Raw genomic sequence first — 19,787 nt, 5'->3', positions numbered from 1 at the left:
TGATCAAAACGCCAACTTGTACCCGATCAGCACCAGCATCGTCGCCAGACACGGGCGCAGGACTTCGTCGGAGATGCGCCCGGTCAGGTGGCTGCCGAGCCAGATGCCGGGCAGCGAGCCGACCAGCAGAAAGCCGAGGACGCCCCAGTCCATGTTTCCCATGCTCGCGTGGCCGAGGCCGGCGACCAGGGTCAGGGGGACGGCGTGGGCGATTTCGGTGCCGACCAGGCGGCGGGTTGGCAGCAACGGGTAGAGGATGAACAAGGCGACCGTGCCGAGGGCGCCGGCGCCGATCGAGGTCAGGGCGACCATGGTGCCTAGGATCAGGCCGGTGATCACCGTCATGACGTTGAGGCGCGAACCGCTGGGGTTGTAGTTGCCGCCGGCGCGTTTGTGGGCGAATTCGAGCAGGCGCTTTTTGAAGAAGATTGCCAGCGCGGTAGCGAACAGGACGAAGCCCAGCGCCTGTTTGATGATCGCGTTCATCGCCTCGGGCGCGGTGTGCAGGGTGCTGAGAAACCACAGGGTCATGGCCACTGCCGGCACGCTGCCGAGGGTCAGCCAGCCGGTGATGGCCCAATCGATGTTCTGATTCTTTTTATGGACGAGGACGCCGCTGGATTTGGTAATGGCGGCGTACAGCAGGTCAGTCCCCACTGCGGTTGCCGGGTTGATGCCGAACCACAGCAGGATCGGCGTCATCAACGAACCACCGCCGACACCGGTCATGCCGACAATAAAACCCACCACCAGCCCGGCAATCACCAGGCCGAAATTTGCCAATTCCATTAAACCGTCCAGAAAAACGACAGGAAAAATCTGGCCCGCAGCATAGCGATTTTTCTTATAACTACATATATCGATGCGGTCTATCGTTATGCCATATCGAACTCACCATCGCCCTTTGTAGGAGTGAGCCTGCTCGCGATAGCGGTGTGTCAGTTGAAATCGATGTTGACTGATACACCGCTATCGCGAGCAGGCTCACCCCTACAGAGAATTGCGGTGATTTCGAGAATCAATGCAGCCGCCGCCCCGCTTTAAAGCTGTGGGTTCTGTTGCACCACACCGTGGCCAACGCGATCAGCGACAGGATCAACAGCGCCCACGGAAACGACACGGCCCCGGCCCGGTCCAGCAACACACCGCCAAACAGGCCGCCGCCGGCAATCGCGACGTTCCATGAGGTAGTGAGCATCGCCTGCACCACGTCGACGTGATCGCCCGCCGAGTCCGCTGCCGAGGTCAGCAGCAATGTCGCCGAACCGCCGAACGACAGGCCCCACACCGCCATGCAGGCATACACAACCAGCGCTGACGGTGCGGCCAGCGCCAGCACCAGTGCGGTCAAGGCGAACAGCGCGAGACTGATCAGGGTCAGCTTGCGCAACCAGCGATCGACCAGCAGGCCGATGATCCAGATGCCCACCAGCGAGCACAGGCCGAACACCAGCAGCACCAGATCGACCCGATCAGCCAGACCCGCCTGGCTCAGAAACGGCGCGATATAGGTGTAGAGAATGTTGTGCCCGAGCATCCACGTCAGCACCACGAACAGCACCGGGCGCACACCGGGCAGACGCAACGATTCGAGCAAGGGCAGGCGCTCGTCGCTGGCCTGGCCCGGCCGATCCGGCACGGCGATGACGATCCATGCCGCCAGCACCAGCGCCAGCGCCGACATGATCCCGAACGAGGCGCGCCAGCCGATCAGATTGCCCAGCCAGGTCCCGGCCGGCGTACCCAGCGACAGCGCCACCGGAGTGCCGAGCATGGCAATTGCCAGCGCCCGCCCCTGCTGATGCACGGGCACGATGCCGCGAGCGTAACCGGCCATGATTCCCCATGACAGCCCCGCCGCCATCCCGGCGAGGAAACGCGATGCCAGCGTCAGGCCGTAATGAGTGGAAAACGTGGTCACGGTGTTGAACAGCAGAAAGCCGCCGACTGTCATCAGCAACACCCGCCGCCGTGGCCAGCCGCGCGTGGCCACGGTGAGCGGAATCGCCGCAACGATCGAGCCCAGCGCATACAACGTGACGAGTTGCCCGGCGAGCACTTCGCTGACGTTGAGACCGGCGCCGATTTGCGGCAGCAGCCCGGCCGGCAGGGTTTCGGTGAGGATGGCGATGAAACCGGTCATGGCGAATGCCAGCAACGCGGCGATGGGCAGTTTGTCGGCGCGGACGCTGGGGTCGACGCGGCTGAAATCGGCGCTTGCGGGGTCGCTCATGACGGGTGCAGCTCCTTTTGGATCAGTCGAGGCGAGCGATTGTATACAAAATTTATTGCCGCGACGCCATCCCCTGTGGGAGCTGGCTTGCCAGCGATGGCGGTGGATCAGGCACTAAATATATCGACTGACCCGGCCCCATCGCTGGCAAGCCAGCTCCCACAGGGTTTGATGTGTAGGCTCATCACCGCGCTCACTGCACCGGCAAGAAATTCAAGAACAGCAAACTCTGCGCGTAATTCAGGCCGATCCTGCGATAGCGCTCATCGAGCATCTGCGTGAGTAGATCCAGACGCGCCACAATCTTGCTGAATTCGGTGGCGAAGCTCAGGTTGCTGCCCTCCTCGGAGATCTCGTTGGAGAACAGCAGCGGCAGGCCTTCCTTGTTCTGCCGCTGCGACAGGATCCACATGGCCTTCTCGATGTTGCGCGCGGAATTGTGAACGAAGGTCGGGTTGATCGCGTCAGTCATATAGAACTCGGTGCGATTGCCGTGCGCGGTGACGAGCATGCTGCCGATCGCATAGATGAACGCGCCGACGCGGTCGCCGAGAAACTCCGGGCTCATCGCGTAGCTCAGCGCGGCGAGGTCCTTGCGCCCGCCGAGCACCGGCAGCGGCTGTTGCTGCTCGACAGCCAGGCGCACTTGTTTAACCGCGGTGTTGATGTTGAGAAAACCCGATTTGCGCAATTCTTCGGGGTTGCGCAGGTACAGCTTGCCCATCAGGCGATAGAGGCTGTTGAGGTTGTCGCGCATCGCTAACGTGGCCATGCGGTCGACGCTGGTCTGCAGAAATTCCTGCGGCTGGCCCTCACGCATCTGGGTGATGAAGCCGTTGCCGTTCTGGTGGCTGCAACCGCTGAACAGCAGCGACGACAGGCAAGCCAGCAGCAGGCACGGGCGACGGAACAGAGGGACGATCAGGGCAAAAGCGCTCGGCATGAATTCTCGAACTGGCACATTCCGGTGCGACGGGAGTCATCGCATCCTGGCCATGGATAGAGCCGCCGATTGCGAAAAAGTGCAGTGCCCGGTCTGTGAACCGACCTTCGGCAAATCACATACACTCAATTAGTCGGACTTTATATTTGCATTTGCGTTTATGTCGGCTATAAATCCTCTGTTAATTTTCCAATAGCATGACTAATTGCAGATTTCAAAAACAACAACAAAAAGGAAGGTCAACCATGCTTCAATCCCGTCACCTGCTTTCCGGCCTCGGACTGTCCCTGATGATCACTACCCTCTCTGCCAACGCGGCGGGCCTGACCGCCGAACACAAAGCCTTCGGCAAAACCAATGACGGCACGCCCGTCGAGCAATACATCCTGCGCAACAGCCACGGCATGCAAGCCACCGTCATCACGTACGGCGCGACCCTGCAATCGCTGAAAGTCGCCGACAAGCACGGCAAGTTCGACGACGTGGTGCTCGGGTTTGACGATGTGCAGGGTTACCAAAAAGGCACCGCGTATTTCGGCGCTACCATCGGCCGCTTCGGCAATCGCCTGGCCGACGGCGCCTTCGAACTGGACGGCAAGCGCTATCAAGTGCCGCAGAACGACAAGACCAATGCGCTGCACGGCGGCACGCAGGGTTTCGACAAGAAAGTCTGGAAGGCTCAGGAAACCAAGGACAAGGATTCGGTCGGTGTCACCCTCACCTATCTGTCGGCAGATGGCGAAATGGGTTTCCCCGGCAACCTCACTACCGAGGTGACCTACCGCCTGACCGATGCCAACGAGCTGCGCATCGATTACAAGGCGAGCACCGATAAACCGACGGTGTTGAACCTGACCAACCACAGCTACTTCAACCTCGCCGGCGCCGGCAATGGCGACATTCTCAAACAGGTCGCTACGATCAACGCCAGCCATTACACCCCAGTCACCGCCAAGCTGATTCCGACCGGTGAACTGGCGCCCGTTGCGGGCACGCCGATGGACTTCACCAAGCCGACAGCGATCGGTACGCACATCAAGGCTGACCATCCGCAACTGAAATTCGCCGAGCCGAAACAGGGCGGCTTCGACTTCAACTGGGCGCTGGACACCAAGGGCGATATCAGCAAAGTCGCCACCGAAGTCAGCGATCCGCAATCTGGCCGGCATCTGCAGCTGTTCACCAGCGAGCCGGGCGTGCAGTTCTACACCAGCAACTTCCTCGACGGCACGGTCAAGGGCAAGGGCGGCAAGGTGTATCCGCACTGGGGCGCGTTCACCCTCGAGACCCAGCACTATCCGGATTCGCCGAATCAACCGAACTTCCCGAGCACCCGCCTCGACCCGGGCCAGACTTATACCCAAAGCGTCGTGCTGAAATTCTCCGCAAAATAACCCCCGCCCCAAATCGTTCCCATGCTCGCGCACGGGAACGATCTGTATGCTCCTGCCCACTAAAGATATGGATTCTTCAGACAGGAGGTTTGCATGCGTACCCTCGAGTTGGCTGGCGTGCAGGTGCCGGTGATTGGCCAGGGCACCTGGCGGATGGGTGAGGACCGCTCGGCGCACAAGCGTGAAGTGACGGCGTTGCGCAGCGGCATCGAGCTGGGCATGACCCTGATCGACACCGCCGAAATGTACGCCGAGGGCGGTGCGGAAACGGTGGTCGGCGAGGCCATCACCGGCCTCCGCGATCAGGTGTTTCTGGTCAGCAAGGTCTACCCGCACAACGCCAGCCGCAAGGGCATTCCACAGGCCTGCGAGCGCAGCCTGCGCCGGCTCGACACCGATTACATTGACCTCTATCTGTTGCACTGGCGCGGCCAGTATCCGCTGGAAGAAACCGTCGAAGCCTTCGAACGCCTGCGCGAGGACGGCAAGATCGGCCGTTGGGGCGTGTCGAATTTCGACGTCGACGACCTCGAAGAACTCTCCAGTTCGCAATGCGCGACCAATCAGGTGCTCTACAACCTCGAAGAACGCGGGATCGAATTCGACCTGCTGCCGTGGTGCCAGCATCAGCGCATGCCACTGATGGCCTACTGTCCGATCGGCCAGGGCGGCGCCATGCTCGCCGAGCCGGTGCTCAAAGACATTGCCGCTCGTCACGGGGTCACCCCGGCACAGGTTTCGCTGGCGTGGATTCTGCGTCAGGATGGCCTGATTGCGATTCCCAAGGCTGTGCACCCGGAGCATGTGCAACTCAATGCCCAGGCCGCGCAGCTGCAACTGGAGGCCGGGGATCTGGCGGCGCTGGACCAGGCGTTTCAAGCGCCACAACGCAAGCAGCGGCTGGCCATGGTCTGAGCCGCTGCGACTGGCGAGGGCTTCGCGATGAGAAGCACGGATCACCACGACCCGTTCAACCTGCAACGTTTCGTCCAGGCGCAGGACCCGGTGTTCGACCGCGTCCAGCGCGAACTCAAGACGGGCCGCAAGCGCAGCCACTGGATGTGGTTTGTCTTCCCGCAATTCGCCGGGCTGGGCGGCAGCGAGATGTCGCGGCGCTTTGCAATTGGCTCAGCCGAGGAAGCGCAGGCTTATCTGAACGACGACCTGCTCGGCGCACGATTGCGCACCTGCACACAACAGGTGCTGGCCGTGCCGCAGCGCTCGATCAATGAGATTTTCGGCCACCCGGACGATCTGAAATTCCATTCATCGATGACCCTGTTCGCCCAGTTCGCCGGTGCGGACAGCGTGTTCGATCAGGCGCTGGAGCGGTATTTCCACGGCATTCTCGATGAATGGACGCTGCAGCTGCTCGACTCAAAACAGGCCCAGCTGCCCACCGATCAGGGTTGAGAAATCGTCATCGACGAACGGCAGAATCGCATCCGCCACCGGTTGCAGCTGCCGGGTAATGTAGTGGTCGTAATCGATGGCGGCGCGGCGCACTTCCAGCGGCTCCGGGCCGGCCAGGGTGATCACGTAGCTGATCCAGCCACCGTTCTGGTATTGCCGCGGGCGCCCATGCTCGGCGTTGTAGTCATCGGCAAGGCGCGCCGCGCGCACGTGTGGCGGCACGTTGCGTTCGTAATCGTCGAGGGTGCGGCGCAGGCGTTTGCGATAGATCAGGCGATCGTCGAACTCACCGGCCAGCGTCTTGCGCACGTAATCGCGTACGTAATCCTGATACGGCTTGCGCTGGAAAATCCGTTGATACAGCTCCTGCTGGAATTGCCGGGCCAGCAGCGACCAGTCGGTGCGCACGGTTTCCAGGCCCTTGTAGACCATTTCCTCGCTGCCATCGGCGCGGACGACGAGGCCGGCATAGCGTTTCTTGCTGCCCTCCTCCGCGCCGCGAATGGTCGGCATCAGAAAGCGTTTGTAGTGAATTTCGAACTGCAATTCCAGCGCACTTTCCAGCCCGTACTCTTCGCGCACATGCTCACGCCACCAGTCGTTGACATGCCGGACCAGCGCATGGCCGATCTGCGCTGCCTCCTCCTGGCCGTGCGGGCGCCGCAGCCAGACGAAGGTCGAGTCGGTGTCGCCATAGATCACCGCGTGACCCTGCGCTTCGATCAACTGGCGCGTGCGCAGCATGATCTCGTGGCCGCGCAAGGTGATCGATGACGCCAGCCGCGTATCGAAAAAACGGCAACCGCTGGAGCCGAGCACGCCGTAGAAGGCGTTCATGATGATCTTCAGCGCTTGCGACAGCGGCGCGTTGTGCTCGCGCTTGGCGGTCTCACGGCCCTCGGCCACCCGCGACACGATGGACGGCAGGCAGTGCCGCGTGCGAGAGAAACGTGCGCCGCGGAAGCCCGGCACCGAATCGGCGTCGTCCGGGTGCTGCAAGCCCTCGATCAAGCCCACCGGGTCGATCAGAAACGTGCGAATGATCGACGGGTACAGGCTCTTGTAATCGAGCACCAGCACCGATTCGTAGAGCCCCGGCTGCGAGTCCATGACAAAGCCGCCGGGGCTGGCCTGTGGCGGATTGGTGCCCAGATTCGGCGCAACGAAACCCTGGCGGTGCATCAGCGGCATGTACAGATGCGTGAAGGCCGCCACCGAGCCACCGCTGCGATCCGCCGGCAGCCCGGTGACGCTGGCGCGTTCGAGCAAAAAGGTCAGCAGTTCGGTCTTGGCGAAGATCCGCGTGACCAGTTCGCAGTCCTTGAGGTTGTACTTGGCCAGCGCCGGTTTGTCCTCGGCGAACATGCGGTTGATTTCGTCCATGCGCTGGTACGGGTTGTCGATGGCCTTGCCTTCGCCGAGCAGGGTCTGCGCGACGTTTTCCAGGCTGAACGACGGAAAGCTCCAGGTCGCCGAGCGCAGCGCTTCGATGCCATCGATGATCAACCGCCCCGCCGCCGAGGCGAAAAAGTGATTGCGGCTGCCGTGCTCGCGCCACTGCATTTCTTCGCCGCCACGGCCGATTTTCAACGGCACACCGAGGCGTCGCGCATGTTGATGCAGGATGCGCAAATCGAATTGCACAACGTTCCAGCCGATGATCGCGTCGGGGTCGTGCTGCGCGAACCATTCGTTGAGTTTCTTCAGAATCAGCGTGCGTGAATCGCAATATTCGAGATCGAAGTCGACAATGCTGGCGTCACCGTTCGGCGCGCCGAGCATGTACACCTGGCGCTGGCCGCAGCCTTCCAGCGCGATCGAGTACAGCTCGCCGGTTTCTGTGGTTTCGATGTCCAGCGACACCAGCCGCAGCGTCGGGCGGTAGGCGGGATCGGGTTTGAGTTGGGCATTGAGCAACACGCCGTCGGCATCGGCTGTACCGCTGAACAAGACCGGTGCAGTGATAAAACGCTCCATCAGATAGCGTTCCGGCGGGCGCACATCGGCTTCGAACACATCAACGCCAGCGCGACTCAATGCGGTTTCCAGGCGCATCAACTGGCCGTGCTGCTGACAATACACACCCAGCACAGGACGGTGCTCGAAATCCTGCAAGGCCAACGGGCGCAGTTCGACGTTCTTTTCGTCGTGCAACAGGCGTTGCGCCGCTTCGCGCTGCTCGGCGGGAATGAACGCCACTGAGGGCTGCGGCGGCAGGCGCACACGGCGCGGCCCGGCGTCGGTCGCCAGCCAGAACTCGACTTCGGTGCCGGCCGGCGTATCGCGCCAATGCCGGGTCAGGACGAAGCCCTGCGGTAAATCCACCACTGCAACCTCGGAAACTTGATAGACCGGCATTCTACCCGGCAATGCCGGAAATGACCTTGGTGATAAATCAGCGCTTGAACCGCAAAAAACCCGGCAAATGGCGTTTTTTGCACGCTATCTGCCGCTTTGCCACCTTGCCCTGCGCGGCTGCGTCTACGATGCTTGGTGAACAACGACAACACCTGAGTAACCGCCATGAAGACCGTCGCCCAACTGCTCAAGCTCAAAGATCAGAAAAACCAGGAAGTGCACCAGATCAAACCCGATCACATGGTGCTCGAAGCGCTGATGAAGATGGCCGAGAAAAACGTCGGCGCCCTGCTGGTGGTGGAAGACGACAAGGTGGTCGGCATCATCAGCGAGCGCGATTACGCGCGCAAACTGGTGCTGCACGGGCGCTCGTCGGTGGGCACCCCGGTCAGCGCCATCATGGTCAAGGACGTGATCACTGTGGACACCAGGCAGACCGTCGACACCTGCCTGGGCATCATGTCCGACAAACGCCTGCGCCACTTGCCGGTGGTCGAGGACGGCCAGTTGATCGGCCTGCTGTCGATCGGCGACCTGGTCAAGGAAGCAATTGCCGAACAGGCCGAATTGATCAAACAGCTGGAGCAGTACATTCGCGGGGAATAAATCTCAAGGCACCGCCCCCCCTGTAGGAGTGAGCCTGCTCGCGATAGCGGGTCTGTCAGCTAAAAACTGGGTGACTGACAGACCGCTATCGCGAGCAGGCTCACTCCTACAGGGGTTTTGTGGTGGGCTCAGGTCGGCCAATGCCGCGCAAACACCGGCGCCAGCACCGGGTGGCGGTCGATGCGTTGCAGCCAGGCGTAGAACCCCGGTCGCGTCTGGCGCAAATGCTCGCGGCTACCCTCCCAGCGCGTCACCACCGCCGCCAACACATCCAGCGCCCCCGGCGTCTCGTCGTCCAGGTACAGTTCGGCGGAGAACTGGTCGGCAAACAACTCCCAACTGAAGTGCAGACGCTGACGGGCGCCGGCGATCAGGTTTTGCCGTGCGCCTTCGTCGGGCGTGATCAGCCAGCGCTCGGGGTAATCGATGATGCCGATGGCCGCGTAACAGTTGCTGACGATGTAGGCGAGGCCGCGAATCGCCTGGTCACGATCCGCTGCCTCGGCGGGCAGCAGGCCGGACTGGGGAAACGTCAGGCCCAGGTGAATCAGGATCGCCGCGCTCTCGGTCATCGCGCTGCCGTCGGGCAGTTGCAACGTCGGAATCTGTTTCAGCGGATTGAGTTTGGCCAACGCCTCGGCGGCCTCCGCACTGGCTTCGTTATCAATGAAGCGGTAAGCAATCTGGCATAACTCGAGTGCCGCCTCGATCGCCGCAGCGCCGGAGTTCTTGTGCCCATAAAGTTGATACATAGCCATTCCCCCGAAAAGACCTTTGCCACAGCGTAGATGCCTGTGGCCCGGGTGTAGAAATAATCTGCCGGTGTAACGGTTCTGGCACGGTTTTCCCATGCACTGCCGACTTGCGAATTCACACCTCGCACAACAGCGCTGGCGGTGCCCATCCCGCACCAAGAGCAACCATCGAACGCTACCCGCGTTCTTGTAAGGTGCGATACCGAACCAAAAGTTCGCGTATCCGGACTGGCAACAAGGAGTTCACCGCGTGAATCTTCAAACGTTCTGCCGCATCACTCGCCACTACTATCTGTGCGCTCCAGGCCCGGTTCATCCGAACAGCCGCCCTGCTTACTTTATTACCTGACTTCAACAGCACGTCGCTGTCGGCCATCCATTGTTCGCCGACAGCGTGGTGCTATTTACTTTTTAAATATGACCTGGCTGTTCGCGGCGTTAATCGCCGTAATTACAGGATTGTCGGACAATAACTTCCGGACAACTGTGATTGCACCAAAAGCGTTCCAGCCTAATAACTTGAACACCACCAGAACATCGGTTTCCGTTAAACAAGAGCAAGGAAAACAACCCGTGACCCGCTAGAACATTGACCCGCACCAAATCGGTCCCTCGCGCACCAGCACGTGCACGGACAGGCAGCCGCGCAACCGCTCTGTTTCGCCATTTCGCGGGATAAAGCGTCAAGCCCGACTCGCCTCTGAAAAAGCCCCGCCCGACGGGGTAACGGCTCACTGCGCGCGATGACAAACACCTGATCGTGACAAAACTTATATAAATGCGACACGCGTAACAGCAATGAAATAACGGCGCTACGTTGCAGCAACATCTGGCACAACGGTTGCAATATGTAACAGGCATGAGACACCCCGAAGTGTCTCCAGCAACAGAACAACAACCATGGAATGGCAAATGAACAAACCGAGTCGATGGCACTGAGCCAGTAAGTTTGCACAAGCCCAGTTGATTGGATAGTTCAACTATCGGCTTCTGCACACCTTGAAGAAAGTTGCATTCACCCACTCGAACATTCACCCAATGTTCGGACGGCGACTTATTGCCCTTCATCTACCCGAGGGAGCTTTAATGAACGATGCGGTAAAGCATAAAACCCTGCCGGGGCCGTTGCGGGAAGCGCCGGTCCCGCCGCCAACGGGCAGGCCGGCCTTCACAGCCAATACCTCACAACCCGGCGGTCTGAATAAACAGCAGATGGTCTTGCTGGTGGCCGTGTCGGCGCTGATACACGGGGCTGCCTGGTGGTTTCTCCAGCAGTCCCGAACCGAGCCATTACCGACGCCGCCACAGATTCCGGAAATGACCGTCGAGCTGACCAGCCCGACGCCACCGGCACCGCCGACCCCGGAACCGCCACCCCCGCCGCCTCCGCCACCACCGCCCGAGCCTGAGCAACCGGTGGAAGACGAAGACGCGGTCAAGCCACCGCCCAAACCGGTGGAGAAGCCTAAACCGATCGAAAAACCGAAACCGGTCGAGAAGCCCAAACCGGTGAAAAAAGTCGAGCCTGCGAAAGCGCCGCCGGCTCCGCCACAACCGGCGCCCCCCGCGGCCCCGACGACACCGAGCGCGCCGCCGGCACCGGCCGCTGCGCCCGCGCCCGTGAAGGAGTCGGCAGCGATTTCCGGCCTCGCCAGCCTCGGCAATCCACCGCCGGAATACCCGTCGCTGGCATTGCGGCGCAACTGGGAAGGCAGCGTGGTGTTGCGCATTCAAGTGCTGGCCAACGGTCGCGCGGGTTCGGTGACGGTGACCAAATCCAGCGGCAAGCCACAACTGGATGACGCTGCTGTCGCTGCGGTGAAGAACTGGAAGTTCATTCCGGCCAAGCGCGGTGACACGCCGATCGACGGCTTCGCCACCCAGACCATCGATTTCAAATTGCCGCAGTGACGGCACAACCGACCCATTACTGATTAACGCAAGCGAGGTGTAACCATGAACGATTTGTCTTCGATGATTGTCCCCGGTGTCCTCTGGGGCCTGGTGCTGTTTTCCGTGGTCAGTTGGGCAATCCTGCTGGTCAAGTCGGCGCAATACCTGCGCCAGAAAGCGCAGAACAAACAGTTCACCAAAGCCTTCTGGAGCGCGCCGGACCTGCTCACCGCCGCCGAACACGCCAGCCAGTATCCGGGTTCGCTGGCGCGCATCGCCAGCAGCGGTTTCGAGGCATTGCTGGTGGAAGATTCGCCGCGCACCACGCAACAACTGGCGCACACCATCAACCGCTCGGACCGTCTGGAACGCAACCTGCGCCAGCAGATCCAGAAGGAACGCCGCTCGCTGGAAAACGGTCAGGCAATCCTCGCCAGTATCGGCAGCACCGCGCCGTTCATCGGCCTGTTCGGTACGGTGTGGGGCATCATGGAAGCGCTGAAAAGCATCGGCGAAACCGGTTCGGCCAGCCTTGAAGCGGTCGCCGGTCCCATCGGCCACGCACTGATTGCCACCGGTGTGGGTATCGCTGTCGCGGTGCCGGCAGTGCTGATTTACAACTTTTTTTTGCGGCGCCTGAAGCTCGCCTCGGCGGACATGGATGACTTCGCCCACGACTTCGACGCCCTCGCCTCGCGCAGCGCGTTTTCCATCAGCCGTCAGGCCATTGCCAGCAAAACCACTAACGCCGTGCGGGAGGCCAGCTGATGTCTTTCTCGACTCAAGACAGCGATGAAGTGCTCAGCGAAATGAACGTCACGCCGCTGGTCGACGTGATGCTCGTGCTGCTGGTGGTGTTCATCGTCACCGCGCCGCTGATGACCAACGCGATCAAGGTCAACCTGCCGAAAACCGACGCCGTTGCCCCCGCCGAAAAGAAAGATCCGGTAGTGGTCAGCGTCGATCAGGACGGCAAGTTCTATCTGGCCAAGACCGAGTTGGCCCCCGAGTCGCTGGAGGCCAGCCTCAAGGAGGTCAAGGCCAAGGACGCCGATGTCCGCGTGCAGTTGCAGGCCGACGCCGCCGTCAATTACGGCCAGGTGGCGAAAGCCATGGCGTCCATCGAACGCTCGGGCATCAGCAAGATATCGGTGATGACCACCCACTGAATGCGGTGCCGCGCGCGACTTGAAAGGCGCGCGCCGCACCGCTGAACGAATCCCGTCGCAATCGGCCGACCGAAAAAACGCCACGCGTGTTCGGAGGGGATCGGCTTGCTTGAAGAAAGTGGTTTTCCGCACGCGGTATCACCGGTAGCGGAGCAATGAGCGGCTCACAAGGCCATTTCGATAACGTCTGATAAAAGTCGGAAACAACCATGCTGATGAACACTCCACGCTTCACGCTCAAACCCTTGGTGGCCACGATCTCTCGCCATCGTTTCGTTCCGCTGTACCTGGTGGCCATGGGGATGGGCGCCGGCACCGTGCAAGCGGCCGAGGACGACAATGCCAGCGTCTCGGCGGCGGCAGCGGTCGTCGCGCCCACCACGCAGCTGCAACGGGTGGAAGTGACCGGTTCGGCGATTCGTCGGGTCGATGCAGAAACGGCGGTGCCGATCACCATTCTCAAGGCCGATGAACTGCGCAAACAGGGCGTGACCACCACCGCCGAACTGGTCCAGCGCATCACCGGCAGCCAGTCGATCAACAACAGCGCAGGCTCCGTGGGTGCAGCCACGGGCGGTGCCTCGTTCGCCGACATGCGCGGCATCGGCGCGAACAAGACGCTGGTGCTGCTCAACGGCCGGCGTCTGGCCAACAACGCCTTATCGGGCACCAACTCGGCGGGCGGCGCGGTGGATCTGAACATGATCCCGTTTGCCGCCATCGAGCGCGTGGAAGTGCTGCGCGACGGCGCCTCGGCGCTGTACGGCACCGATGCGATCGGCGGCGTGATCAACTTCATCACCAAAAAATCCCTCACCGACGGCGCGCTGACCCTCGGCGGCGAAACCCCGACCCACAGCGGCGGTGGCGCAACCAAAGACATGAGCGCCAGTTGGGGTTACGGCGATCTGGAAGAAGACCGCTTCAACGTGCTCGGCGTGTTCAACTACAACAAGCAGCAGAACCTCGACGCCAACGACCGCTCGTTCGCCACCGACTACGCCCCCGGCCGCGGCCTCGATCAGACCTCCGGCACCGCGTTCCCCGGCAACTACAGCCAGAACGGCAACGCCACCAACCCGTTGGCCGCCAGCAATTGCAACGGGCCCAATCTGATAGCCCGCGACGGCTTGTGCCGCTTCAGCACACGTGAATTCATCGACCTGGTGCCGCAGACCGAGAAGACTTCGTTCTTCGGCAAAACCACCGGCAAGCTCGGCGACGATCACAACGTCAACCTCGAATATTTCTGGTCGCGCAACAACAACGCGACCGCCGTCGGCCCGGCGCCGTTGACCGGTCTGAGCCTGGATTCGTCGTCGCCCTACTACCCCGGCAATGGCATCACCCCGGCGCCGACCGAGTTCGCCCTCGACCCGACGCAACCGGTCGACGTCAACTGGCGTGAAACCGCCGCCGGCCCGCGTGAATCGAAGGACCAGAACACCAGTCAGCGCTTTCTGGTGAGCTTCGATGGCTTGGTTGCCGGCTGGGATTACAACGTCGGCGCCTCATACAACCAGAACAAAATCGTCTCCAGCGTCACCAGTGGTTATGTCAGCGATCAGGCGATGATCAACGGCCTCGCCAGCGGTTTGCTCAACCCGTTCGGCCCGCAGTCGGCCGCTGGCCAGCAATACATCGATAACGCCGCGTACCACGGCGCCTATTCCACCGCGGTCGGCCGGGTGGCCGGTTTCGACGGGCGCATCAGCCGCGAGATCGGCGACTGGTTCGGCGCCGGCCCGTCCGGTCTGGCCTTGGGTGGCGAGTACCGCAAAGAGAAATTCCATCAGGACTTCGAACAGTTTGCCGGCGACATCCAGAGCCTCGGCATCGACCCCAACGGCAGTGTCGAGGGCGACCGCAGCGTCAAAGCCGCCTACGCCGAAATCAACGTGCCGGTGCTCGACAGCCTGGAACTGTCCGCCGCCGTGCGCCACGACAAATACAGCGACTTCGGCAGCACCACCAACCCGAAATACTCGTTCCGTTATCAGCCGTTGAAAGAGCTGGTGGTGCGTGGCGCCTACAGCGAAGGCTTCCGTGCGCCGTCGCTGTACGAGCTGTATTCGCCGCGCAGCATCACCTTCACCCAGGGCTACTACAACGACCCGGTGCTGTGTACCGGCGGCGTGGTGCAACCGGGCGGCAACGGTGGCCGCGATTGCGGTCAGCAGTTCCTCAACCAGATCGGCGGCAACGAAGACCTGGCCCCGGAAAAGGCGCGCAACGTGACGCTGGGCTTCGTCTATCAGCCGATCAGCAACCTCTCGGTAGGTCTGGACTTCTGGTGGATTCACATTTCCAACCAGATCCAGCCATTCCCGGAATCCACCGTGTTCGATCAGGCCGGTTCCTATCAGGATCGTTTCGTACGTAACGCCGACGGCACGCTCAACTACATCGTCACCGGCAACGCCAACCTCGGCATCGTCGAAACCAACGGCGTCGATGTATCGCTCGACTATCGCTTCCCGAATACGCCGTACGGTCAGTTTGGCCTCGGCCTGCAAGGCACTTATGTCGATGAGTACGACTTCCAGAGCACCATCAAAGGCCCGTTCACCGACAAGGTCGGCGACTTTCAGGGTGACGGCGTGATTGCGCGCTGGAAGCACAACCTCACCGGCAGTTGGAGCCTGGGCGCGGCGCGGGCAGCGCTGACCAACCGTTTCACCACCGGCTACAACGACTACGACCGCGACACCCATTCGCGTGTGGCCTCGTATTCGGTGTGGGACCTGTCGGCCGGCTACACCTTCAACAAGGTGCTGGATGTCGATGCCGGGATGAAGAACGTCTTCGACCGCAACCCGCCGTTCTCCAACCAGGCCTACAACTTCCAGAGCGGCTATGACCCGCGCTACACCGACCCGCTGGGGCGCACCTTGTTTGCGCGCATGACTTACCACTTCTAACTGAAAACACCACAACCCTTTGTAGGAGTGAGCCTGCTCGCGATAGCGTTTTTTCAGTCAACCTTGCAGGGTCTGACTTGGCCTCATCGCGAGCAGGCTCACTCCTACAGTTTGAACCGTGTGCTTTCAGGGATTGGGGAGTGACTTCATGAATATCTTGCGCAACATGGCTGGCCTGCTTTTGAGCAGCGCGCTGCTGTGCTCCGGCCCCTCGGTGCTGGCCGCCGGCAGCCACGCGCTGACGGTGTACGGCGAGGCGCCGAAGTATCCGGCGAATTTCCAGCATTTCGATTTCGTCGATCCCAAGGCGCCCAAGGGCGGCTCGCTCAGCCGGGCGTCGATGGAGATCGGCCAGTACAACTACATCACCCCGTATGCCGATCAGGGCATTTCCGTGGTGCAGGTCAACGACTGGGTGTATGCGCCCCTGGCGTTCCGCTCGCTCGATGAGCCCTACACCGTTTACGGTCTGGTCGCCGAACAGATCGAGCGCGATCCCGACGGGCTCTGGGTGCGTTTCACCCTCAACCCCAAGGCGCGTTTTGCCGACGGCACGCCGATCAGCGCCGAAGATGTGCGCTACACCTTCAACCTGCTGATGACCAAGGGCAGCCTCAGTTATCGCCAGCAGTACGCTGATGTGCAGGACGTGCTGATCGAAGGCCCGCAGCAAGTGCGCTTCACCTTCAAGAACAACCTCAACCGCACGCTGGCGCTGGATCTGGCGACGATGCGCGTGGTGCCCGAACACTGGTGGAAAACCCGCGACTTCGCCAATGGCGGCGGTTTCGAGCCACCGCTGGGCAGCGGCCCGTACCGGGTGAGCAAGGTCGACGCCGGGCGCAGTATCAGTTTCCAGCGCGACCCGGACTGGTGGGGCAAGGACCTGCCGGTCAGTCGCGGCCTGTACAACTTCGACACGCTGACGGTGAATTTCTACGGCGACACCGACGTCGCTCGCCAGTTGTTGCAGGCCGGTGCGTTCGACTACAACCGCGAGTTTTCCTCATCCGGTTACGTCGTCGGCTACGACAGCCCGGCCCTGCGCGACGGGCGCCTGCAGCAAGCGATTCTGGCCCCGGAAAAACCCACCGCCGCGCAAGGCTTCGTGTTCAACCTGCAAAACCCGATCTTCAAGGATCGCCGCGTGCGCCAGGCGATCAGCCTGCTGTGGGATTTCGAATGGACCAACAAGCAGATGATGCGGGGCTTCTACGTGCGCCAGAACAGCTTCTGGCCGAAGAGTGAAATGGCTGCCACGGCGCTGCCCGACGCCGAGGAATTGCAGATCCTCGAACCGCTGCGCGGCAAAGTCCCCGATGAGGTTTTCACCACGGTGTATGAAGCGCCGAAAACCGACGGCAGTGGCTACATCCGCGACAAGCAATTGCAAGCGCTGAAGCTGCTCGCCGAAGCCGGCTGGACGCCGCAACACAATCGCCTGGTCAACGCTGCCGGTGAGCCGCTGGAATTCACTTTTCTCGACGGTCAAGGTGGCTTCGATCGCATGCTGCTGCCGTTCAAACGCACCCTTGCGCAGATCGGCATCACGCTCAATCTGCGGCGCATCGATTCGGCGCAATACGTTAACCGTCTCAATGCCCGCGACTACGACATGATCGTCACCACTTTCCCGCGCAGTGGCGATCCGATCGTCTCCCCCGGCCGCGAGTTGTACAGCCTGTACGCCTCGCAAAGTGCCACGCAGGTCGGCAGTTCGAACGCGATGGTGCTGGCCGATCCGGCGGTCGATCAACTGATCGACGGGCTGGTCCAGGCCAACAGCCGCCAAGCCATGGTGCATTACGCCCGCGCCCTCGACCGGGTGCTGCAATGGGGTTACTACATGATTCCCAACTACTACTCCAAAGGCACGCCGACGGTGTTTCAAAACCGCTTTGGCATGCCGGCCATGCAACCGGCGTACGACGAAGGCCTCAACACCTGGTGGGAAGTCTCGGCCAGGCCACTGACCACCCAGCAGATGCGCGCTCAGCTCGCGGGAGGCCAGTGACATGTTGCGTTATCTGAGTCGTCGCTTGCTGCTGATCATCCCTACATTGCTGTGCATTCTGGTGGTGAATTTCCTGATCGTGCAGGCCGCGCCGGGTGGACCGGTGGAGCAAGCCATTGCACGTCTGCAGGGTTTTGGCGGGCACAGCATGGGCGGTGGTGGCGAAGTCGCGGCAGTCGGCGGCGCCGGGCGGAGCAGCCGTGGTCTGGACCCGGCGCTGATCGAAGAAATCAAACACCATTACGGCTTCGACAAACCATTGCACGAACGCCTGTGGCTGATGCTGAAAAACTACGCGCAGCTGAATCTGGGCAGCAGTTTCTTTCGCGGCGCCAAGGTCACCGACCTGATCGTGCAGAAGCTGCCGGTGTCGCTGTCGCTGGGCTTGTGGGCGACGCTGATCACTTACCTGATTTCGATCCCGCTGGGCATTCGCAAGGCAATTAGAAACGGCAGCGCCTTCGATGTCTGGAGCAGCACGGCAATCATCGTCGGCTATGCGATGCCGGCGTTTCTCTTCGCCATTCTGCTGATCGTGGTGTTCGCCGGTGGCAGCTACGTCAACTGGTTCCCAGTGCAGGGGCTGGTCTCGGACGACTTCGACCAACTGAGCACGCTGGGCAAGCTCGGCGATTACCTCTGGCATCTGGTGCTGCCGGTTACGGCGCTGGTGATCGGCGGCTTCGCCACCCTGACGATTCTGACCAAGAACAGTTTTCTCAACGAGATCAGCCGCCAGTACGTGGTCACCGCGCGGGCCAAAGGCCTGACCGAGCGCCGCGTGCTCTACGGCCATGTGTTTCGCAACGCCATGCTTTTGGTGGTGGCCGGGGTGCCGTCGGCGCTGATCGAGGTGTTCTTCGCCGGCTCGCTGCTGATCGAAACCATCTTCAACCTCGACGGCCTCGGCCGGATGAGCTACGAAGCGGCGGTGTCGCGCGACTATCCGGTGGTGTTCGGCGCGCTGTTTCTGTTCACCCTGTTCGGCCTGTTGATCAAGCTGATCGGCGACCTCTGCTACACCCTGCTCGATCCGCGCATCGACTTCTCGGCGAGGACTGCCTGATGTTCACACTGTCTCCTCTGGGCCGACGCCGTGTCGCGCAATTCAAGGCCAACCGCCGTGGACGCTGGTCGCTGTGGCTGTTTATCGGCTTGTGCCTGATTTGCCTGGGTGGCGAATTGATCGCCAACGACAAGCCGCTGGTGATCCGCTACCACGGCGCCTTTTACTTTCCGATCCTCAGCGATTACCTCGAAACCGATTTTGGCGGCGAGCTGCCCTTTCAGCCGGATTACGCCAGCAATTACGTACACAAGCTGATTGAGGATCAGGGCGGCTGGATGCTGTTTCCGCCGATCCCGTTCAGCTACGACACGGTCAATTACGACCTTGCCGAACCGGCACCCAGTCCGCCCTCGGCGAGCAATTGGCTGGGCACCGATGATCAGGCTCGCGATGTGCTGGCGCGGGTGATTTTCGGCACGCGGATTTCGATTCTGTTTGCGCTGATTCTCACCGCCATCAGTGCGTTGATCGGCATCGTCGCCGGCGCGCTGCAAGGCTACTACGGCGGTTGGGTCGACCTGCTCGGGCAACGTGTGCTGGAGATCTGGTCGGGGCTGCCGGTGCTGTACCTGCTGATCATTCTGTCCGGTTTCGTCTCGCCGAGTTTCTGGTGGTTGCTGGGGATCATGGCGCTGTTTTCCTGGCTGGCGCTGGTCGATGTGGTGCGCGCCGAGTTCCTCCGCGGGCGCAATCTGGAATACGTCAAAGCCGCGCGGGCACTGGGTCTGACGGATAACGAACTGATGCGTCGGCACATCCTGCCCAACGCGATGACCTCTACCCTCACCTACCTGCCGTTCATTCTCACCGGTGCCATCGCCACCCTGACCGCGCTGGATTTTCTCGGTTTCGGCATGCCGGCCGGCACCGCCTCGCTGGGCGAGCTGATCGGTCAGGCCAAGCGCAATTTGCAGGCGCCGTGGCTGGGGCTGACGGCGTTTTTCGCCTTGGCGTTGATTTTGTCCTTGTTGGTTTTTATTGGTGAGGCCTGCCGTGACGCGTTCGATCCCCGGAGCTGA

At 61.4% G+C, this 19,787-nt stretch carries 16 protein-coding genes; 11 read left to right on the top strand and 5 right to left on the bottom strand.

The genetic code is table 11. The features are described from left to right. Positions 1-3: 3 nt before the first annotated feature. The 3 genes from J3P93_RS09945 to J3P93_RS09935 form a co-directional block, all read right to left on the bottom strand. Entirely contained in the window at positions 4-789 is a 786-nt protein-coding gene (locus tag J3P93_RS09945) for a sulfite exporter TauE/SafE family protein (protein WP_203418697.1), read from the bottom strand. A gap of 229 nt (positions 790-1,018) precedes the next feature. Further along, positions 1,019-2,233: an MFS transporter gene (locus J3P93_RS09940; protein WP_434596987.1), complete on the bottom strand. Its 1,215-nt coding sequence runs from the start codon at positions 2,231-2,233 to the stop codon at positions 1,019-1,021. Between the two features lie 193 nt (positions 2,234-2,426). Next, on the bottom strand, positions 2,427-3,176 hold the full coding sequence (locus tag J3P93_RS09935; RefSeq protein WP_434596985.1) for a hypothetical protein: 750 nt from the start codon (positions 3,174-3,176) through the stop codon (positions 2,427-2,429). 245 nt (positions 3,177-3,421) lie between these two features. On the opposite strand from J3P93_RS09935, the gene J3P93_RS09930 reads away from it, so the two are divergent. The 3 genes from J3P93_RS09930 to J3P93_RS09920 all read left to right on the top strand — a co-directional run bounded on the left by J3P93_RS09930 (position 3,422) and on the right by J3P93_RS09920 (position 5,983). Continuing rightward, positions 3,422-4,570: an aldose epimerase family protein gene (locus J3P93_RS09930; protein ID WP_434596982.1), complete on the top strand. Its 1,149-nt coding sequence runs from the start codon at positions 3,422-3,424 to the stop codon at positions 4,568-4,570. 93 nt (positions 4,571-4,663) lie between these two features. Continuing rightward, positions 4,664-5,485, top strand: a complete 822-nt coding sequence (locus J3P93_RS09925; RefSeq protein ID WP_203418701.1) for an aldo/keto reductase — start codon at positions 4,664-4,666, stop codon at positions 5,483-5,485. Positions 5,486-5,512: 27 nt separating this feature from the next. Continuing rightward, entirely contained in the window at positions 5,513-5,983 is a 471-nt protein-coding gene (locus tag J3P93_RS09920; protein ID WP_434596980.1) for a DUF1810 domain-containing protein, read from the top strand. Here the strand turns inward: J3P93_RS09920 and J3P93_RS09915 are convergent. Continuing rightward, positions 5,948-8,308 (bottom strand): DNA polymerase II, encoded by a 2,361-nt coding sequence (locus J3P93_RS09915; RefSeq protein WP_434596978.1) that lies wholly within the window; start codon positions 8,306-8,308, stop codon positions 5,948-5,950. The genes J3P93_RS09920 and J3P93_RS09915 overlap by 36 nt on opposite strands. Before the next feature lie 198 nt (positions 8,309-8,506). Here J3P93_RS09915 and J3P93_RS09910 point away from each other — a divergent pair, with 198 nt between their 5' ends. Beyond that, positions 8,507-8,947 carry a CBS domain-containing protein gene (locus J3P93_RS09910; protein ID WP_434596975.1) on the top strand — a complete coding sequence of 147 codons (441 nt, stop codon included), beginning with the start codon at positions 8,507-8,509 and terminating at the stop codon, positions 8,945-8,947. Between the two features lie 128 nt (positions 8,948-9,075). Here J3P93_RS09910 and J3P93_RS09905 read toward each other — a convergent pair whose 3' ends face one another. Next, positions 9,076-9,699, bottom strand: coding sequence for a glutathione S-transferase N-terminal domain-containing protein (locus J3P93_RS09905; RefSeq protein WP_203418704.1), 624 nt, complete (start codon positions 9,697-9,699; stop codon positions 9,076-9,078). Between the two features lie 1,089 nt (positions 9,700-10,788). On the opposite strand from J3P93_RS09905, the gene J3P93_RS09900 reads away from it, so the two are divergent. The 7 genes from J3P93_RS09900 to J3P93_RS09870 all read left to right on the top strand — a co-directional run bounded on the left by J3P93_RS09900 (position 10,789) and on the right by J3P93_RS09870 (position 19,787). Continuing rightward, positions 10,789-11,613, top strand: coding sequence for an energy transducer TonB (locus J3P93_RS09900; protein ID WP_434596972.1), 825 nt, complete (start codon positions 10,789-10,791; stop codon positions 11,611-11,613). A gap of 63 nt (positions 11,614-11,676) precedes the next feature. Further along, the gene (locus J3P93_RS09895) at positions 11,677-12,363 is read left to right on the top strand and encodes a MotA/TolQ/ExbB proton channel family protein (RefSeq protein ID WP_423815362.1); all 687 of its coding nucleotides are present in this window, start codon (positions 11,677-11,679) and stop codon (positions 12,361-12,363) included. Further along, positions 12,363-12,764 (top strand): ExbD/TolR family protein, encoded by a 402-nt coding sequence (locus J3P93_RS09890; protein ID WP_041477201.1) that lies wholly within the window; start codon positions 12,363-12,365, stop codon positions 12,762-12,764. Before J3P93_RS09895 ends, J3P93_RS09890 begins: the two co-directional genes overlap by 1 nt. A gap of 209 nt (positions 12,765-12,973) precedes the next feature. Continuing rightward, on the top strand, positions 12,974-15,685 hold the full coding sequence (locus tag J3P93_RS09885; protein WP_434596970.1) for a TonB-dependent receptor: 2,712 nt from the start codon (positions 12,974-12,976) through the stop codon (positions 15,683-15,685). Between the two features lie 148 nt (positions 15,686-15,833). Then, positions 15,834-17,699: an extracellular solute-binding protein gene (locus J3P93_RS09880; RefSeq protein ID WP_434596967.1), complete on the top strand. Its 1,866-nt coding sequence runs from the start codon at positions 15,834-15,836 to the stop codon at positions 17,697-17,699. Between the two features lies 1 nt (position 17,700). Continuing rightward, positions 17,701-18,765 carry a microcin C ABC transporter permease YejB gene (locus tag J3P93_RS09875; RefSeq protein ID WP_434596966.1) on the top strand — a complete coding sequence of 355 codons (1,065 nt, stop codon included), beginning with the start codon at positions 17,701-17,703 and terminating at the stop codon, positions 18,763-18,765. Then, entirely contained in the window at positions 18,765-19,787 is a 1,023-nt protein-coding gene (locus J3P93_RS09870) for an ABC transporter permease (protein WP_434596964.1), read from the top strand. The genes J3P93_RS09875 and J3P93_RS09870 overlap by 1 nt, the downstream gene beginning before the upstream one ends.

Origin of the sequence: Pseudomonas sp. R3-57 (assembly GCF_051132065.1) — a bacterium.
GTDB lineage: Bacteria > Pseudomonadota > Gammaproteobacteria > Pseudomonadales > Pseudomonadaceae > Aquipseudomonas.
Note: the sequence above shows the minus strand (reverse complement) of the source record. Positions and strands in the feature narration are given on the sequence as shown.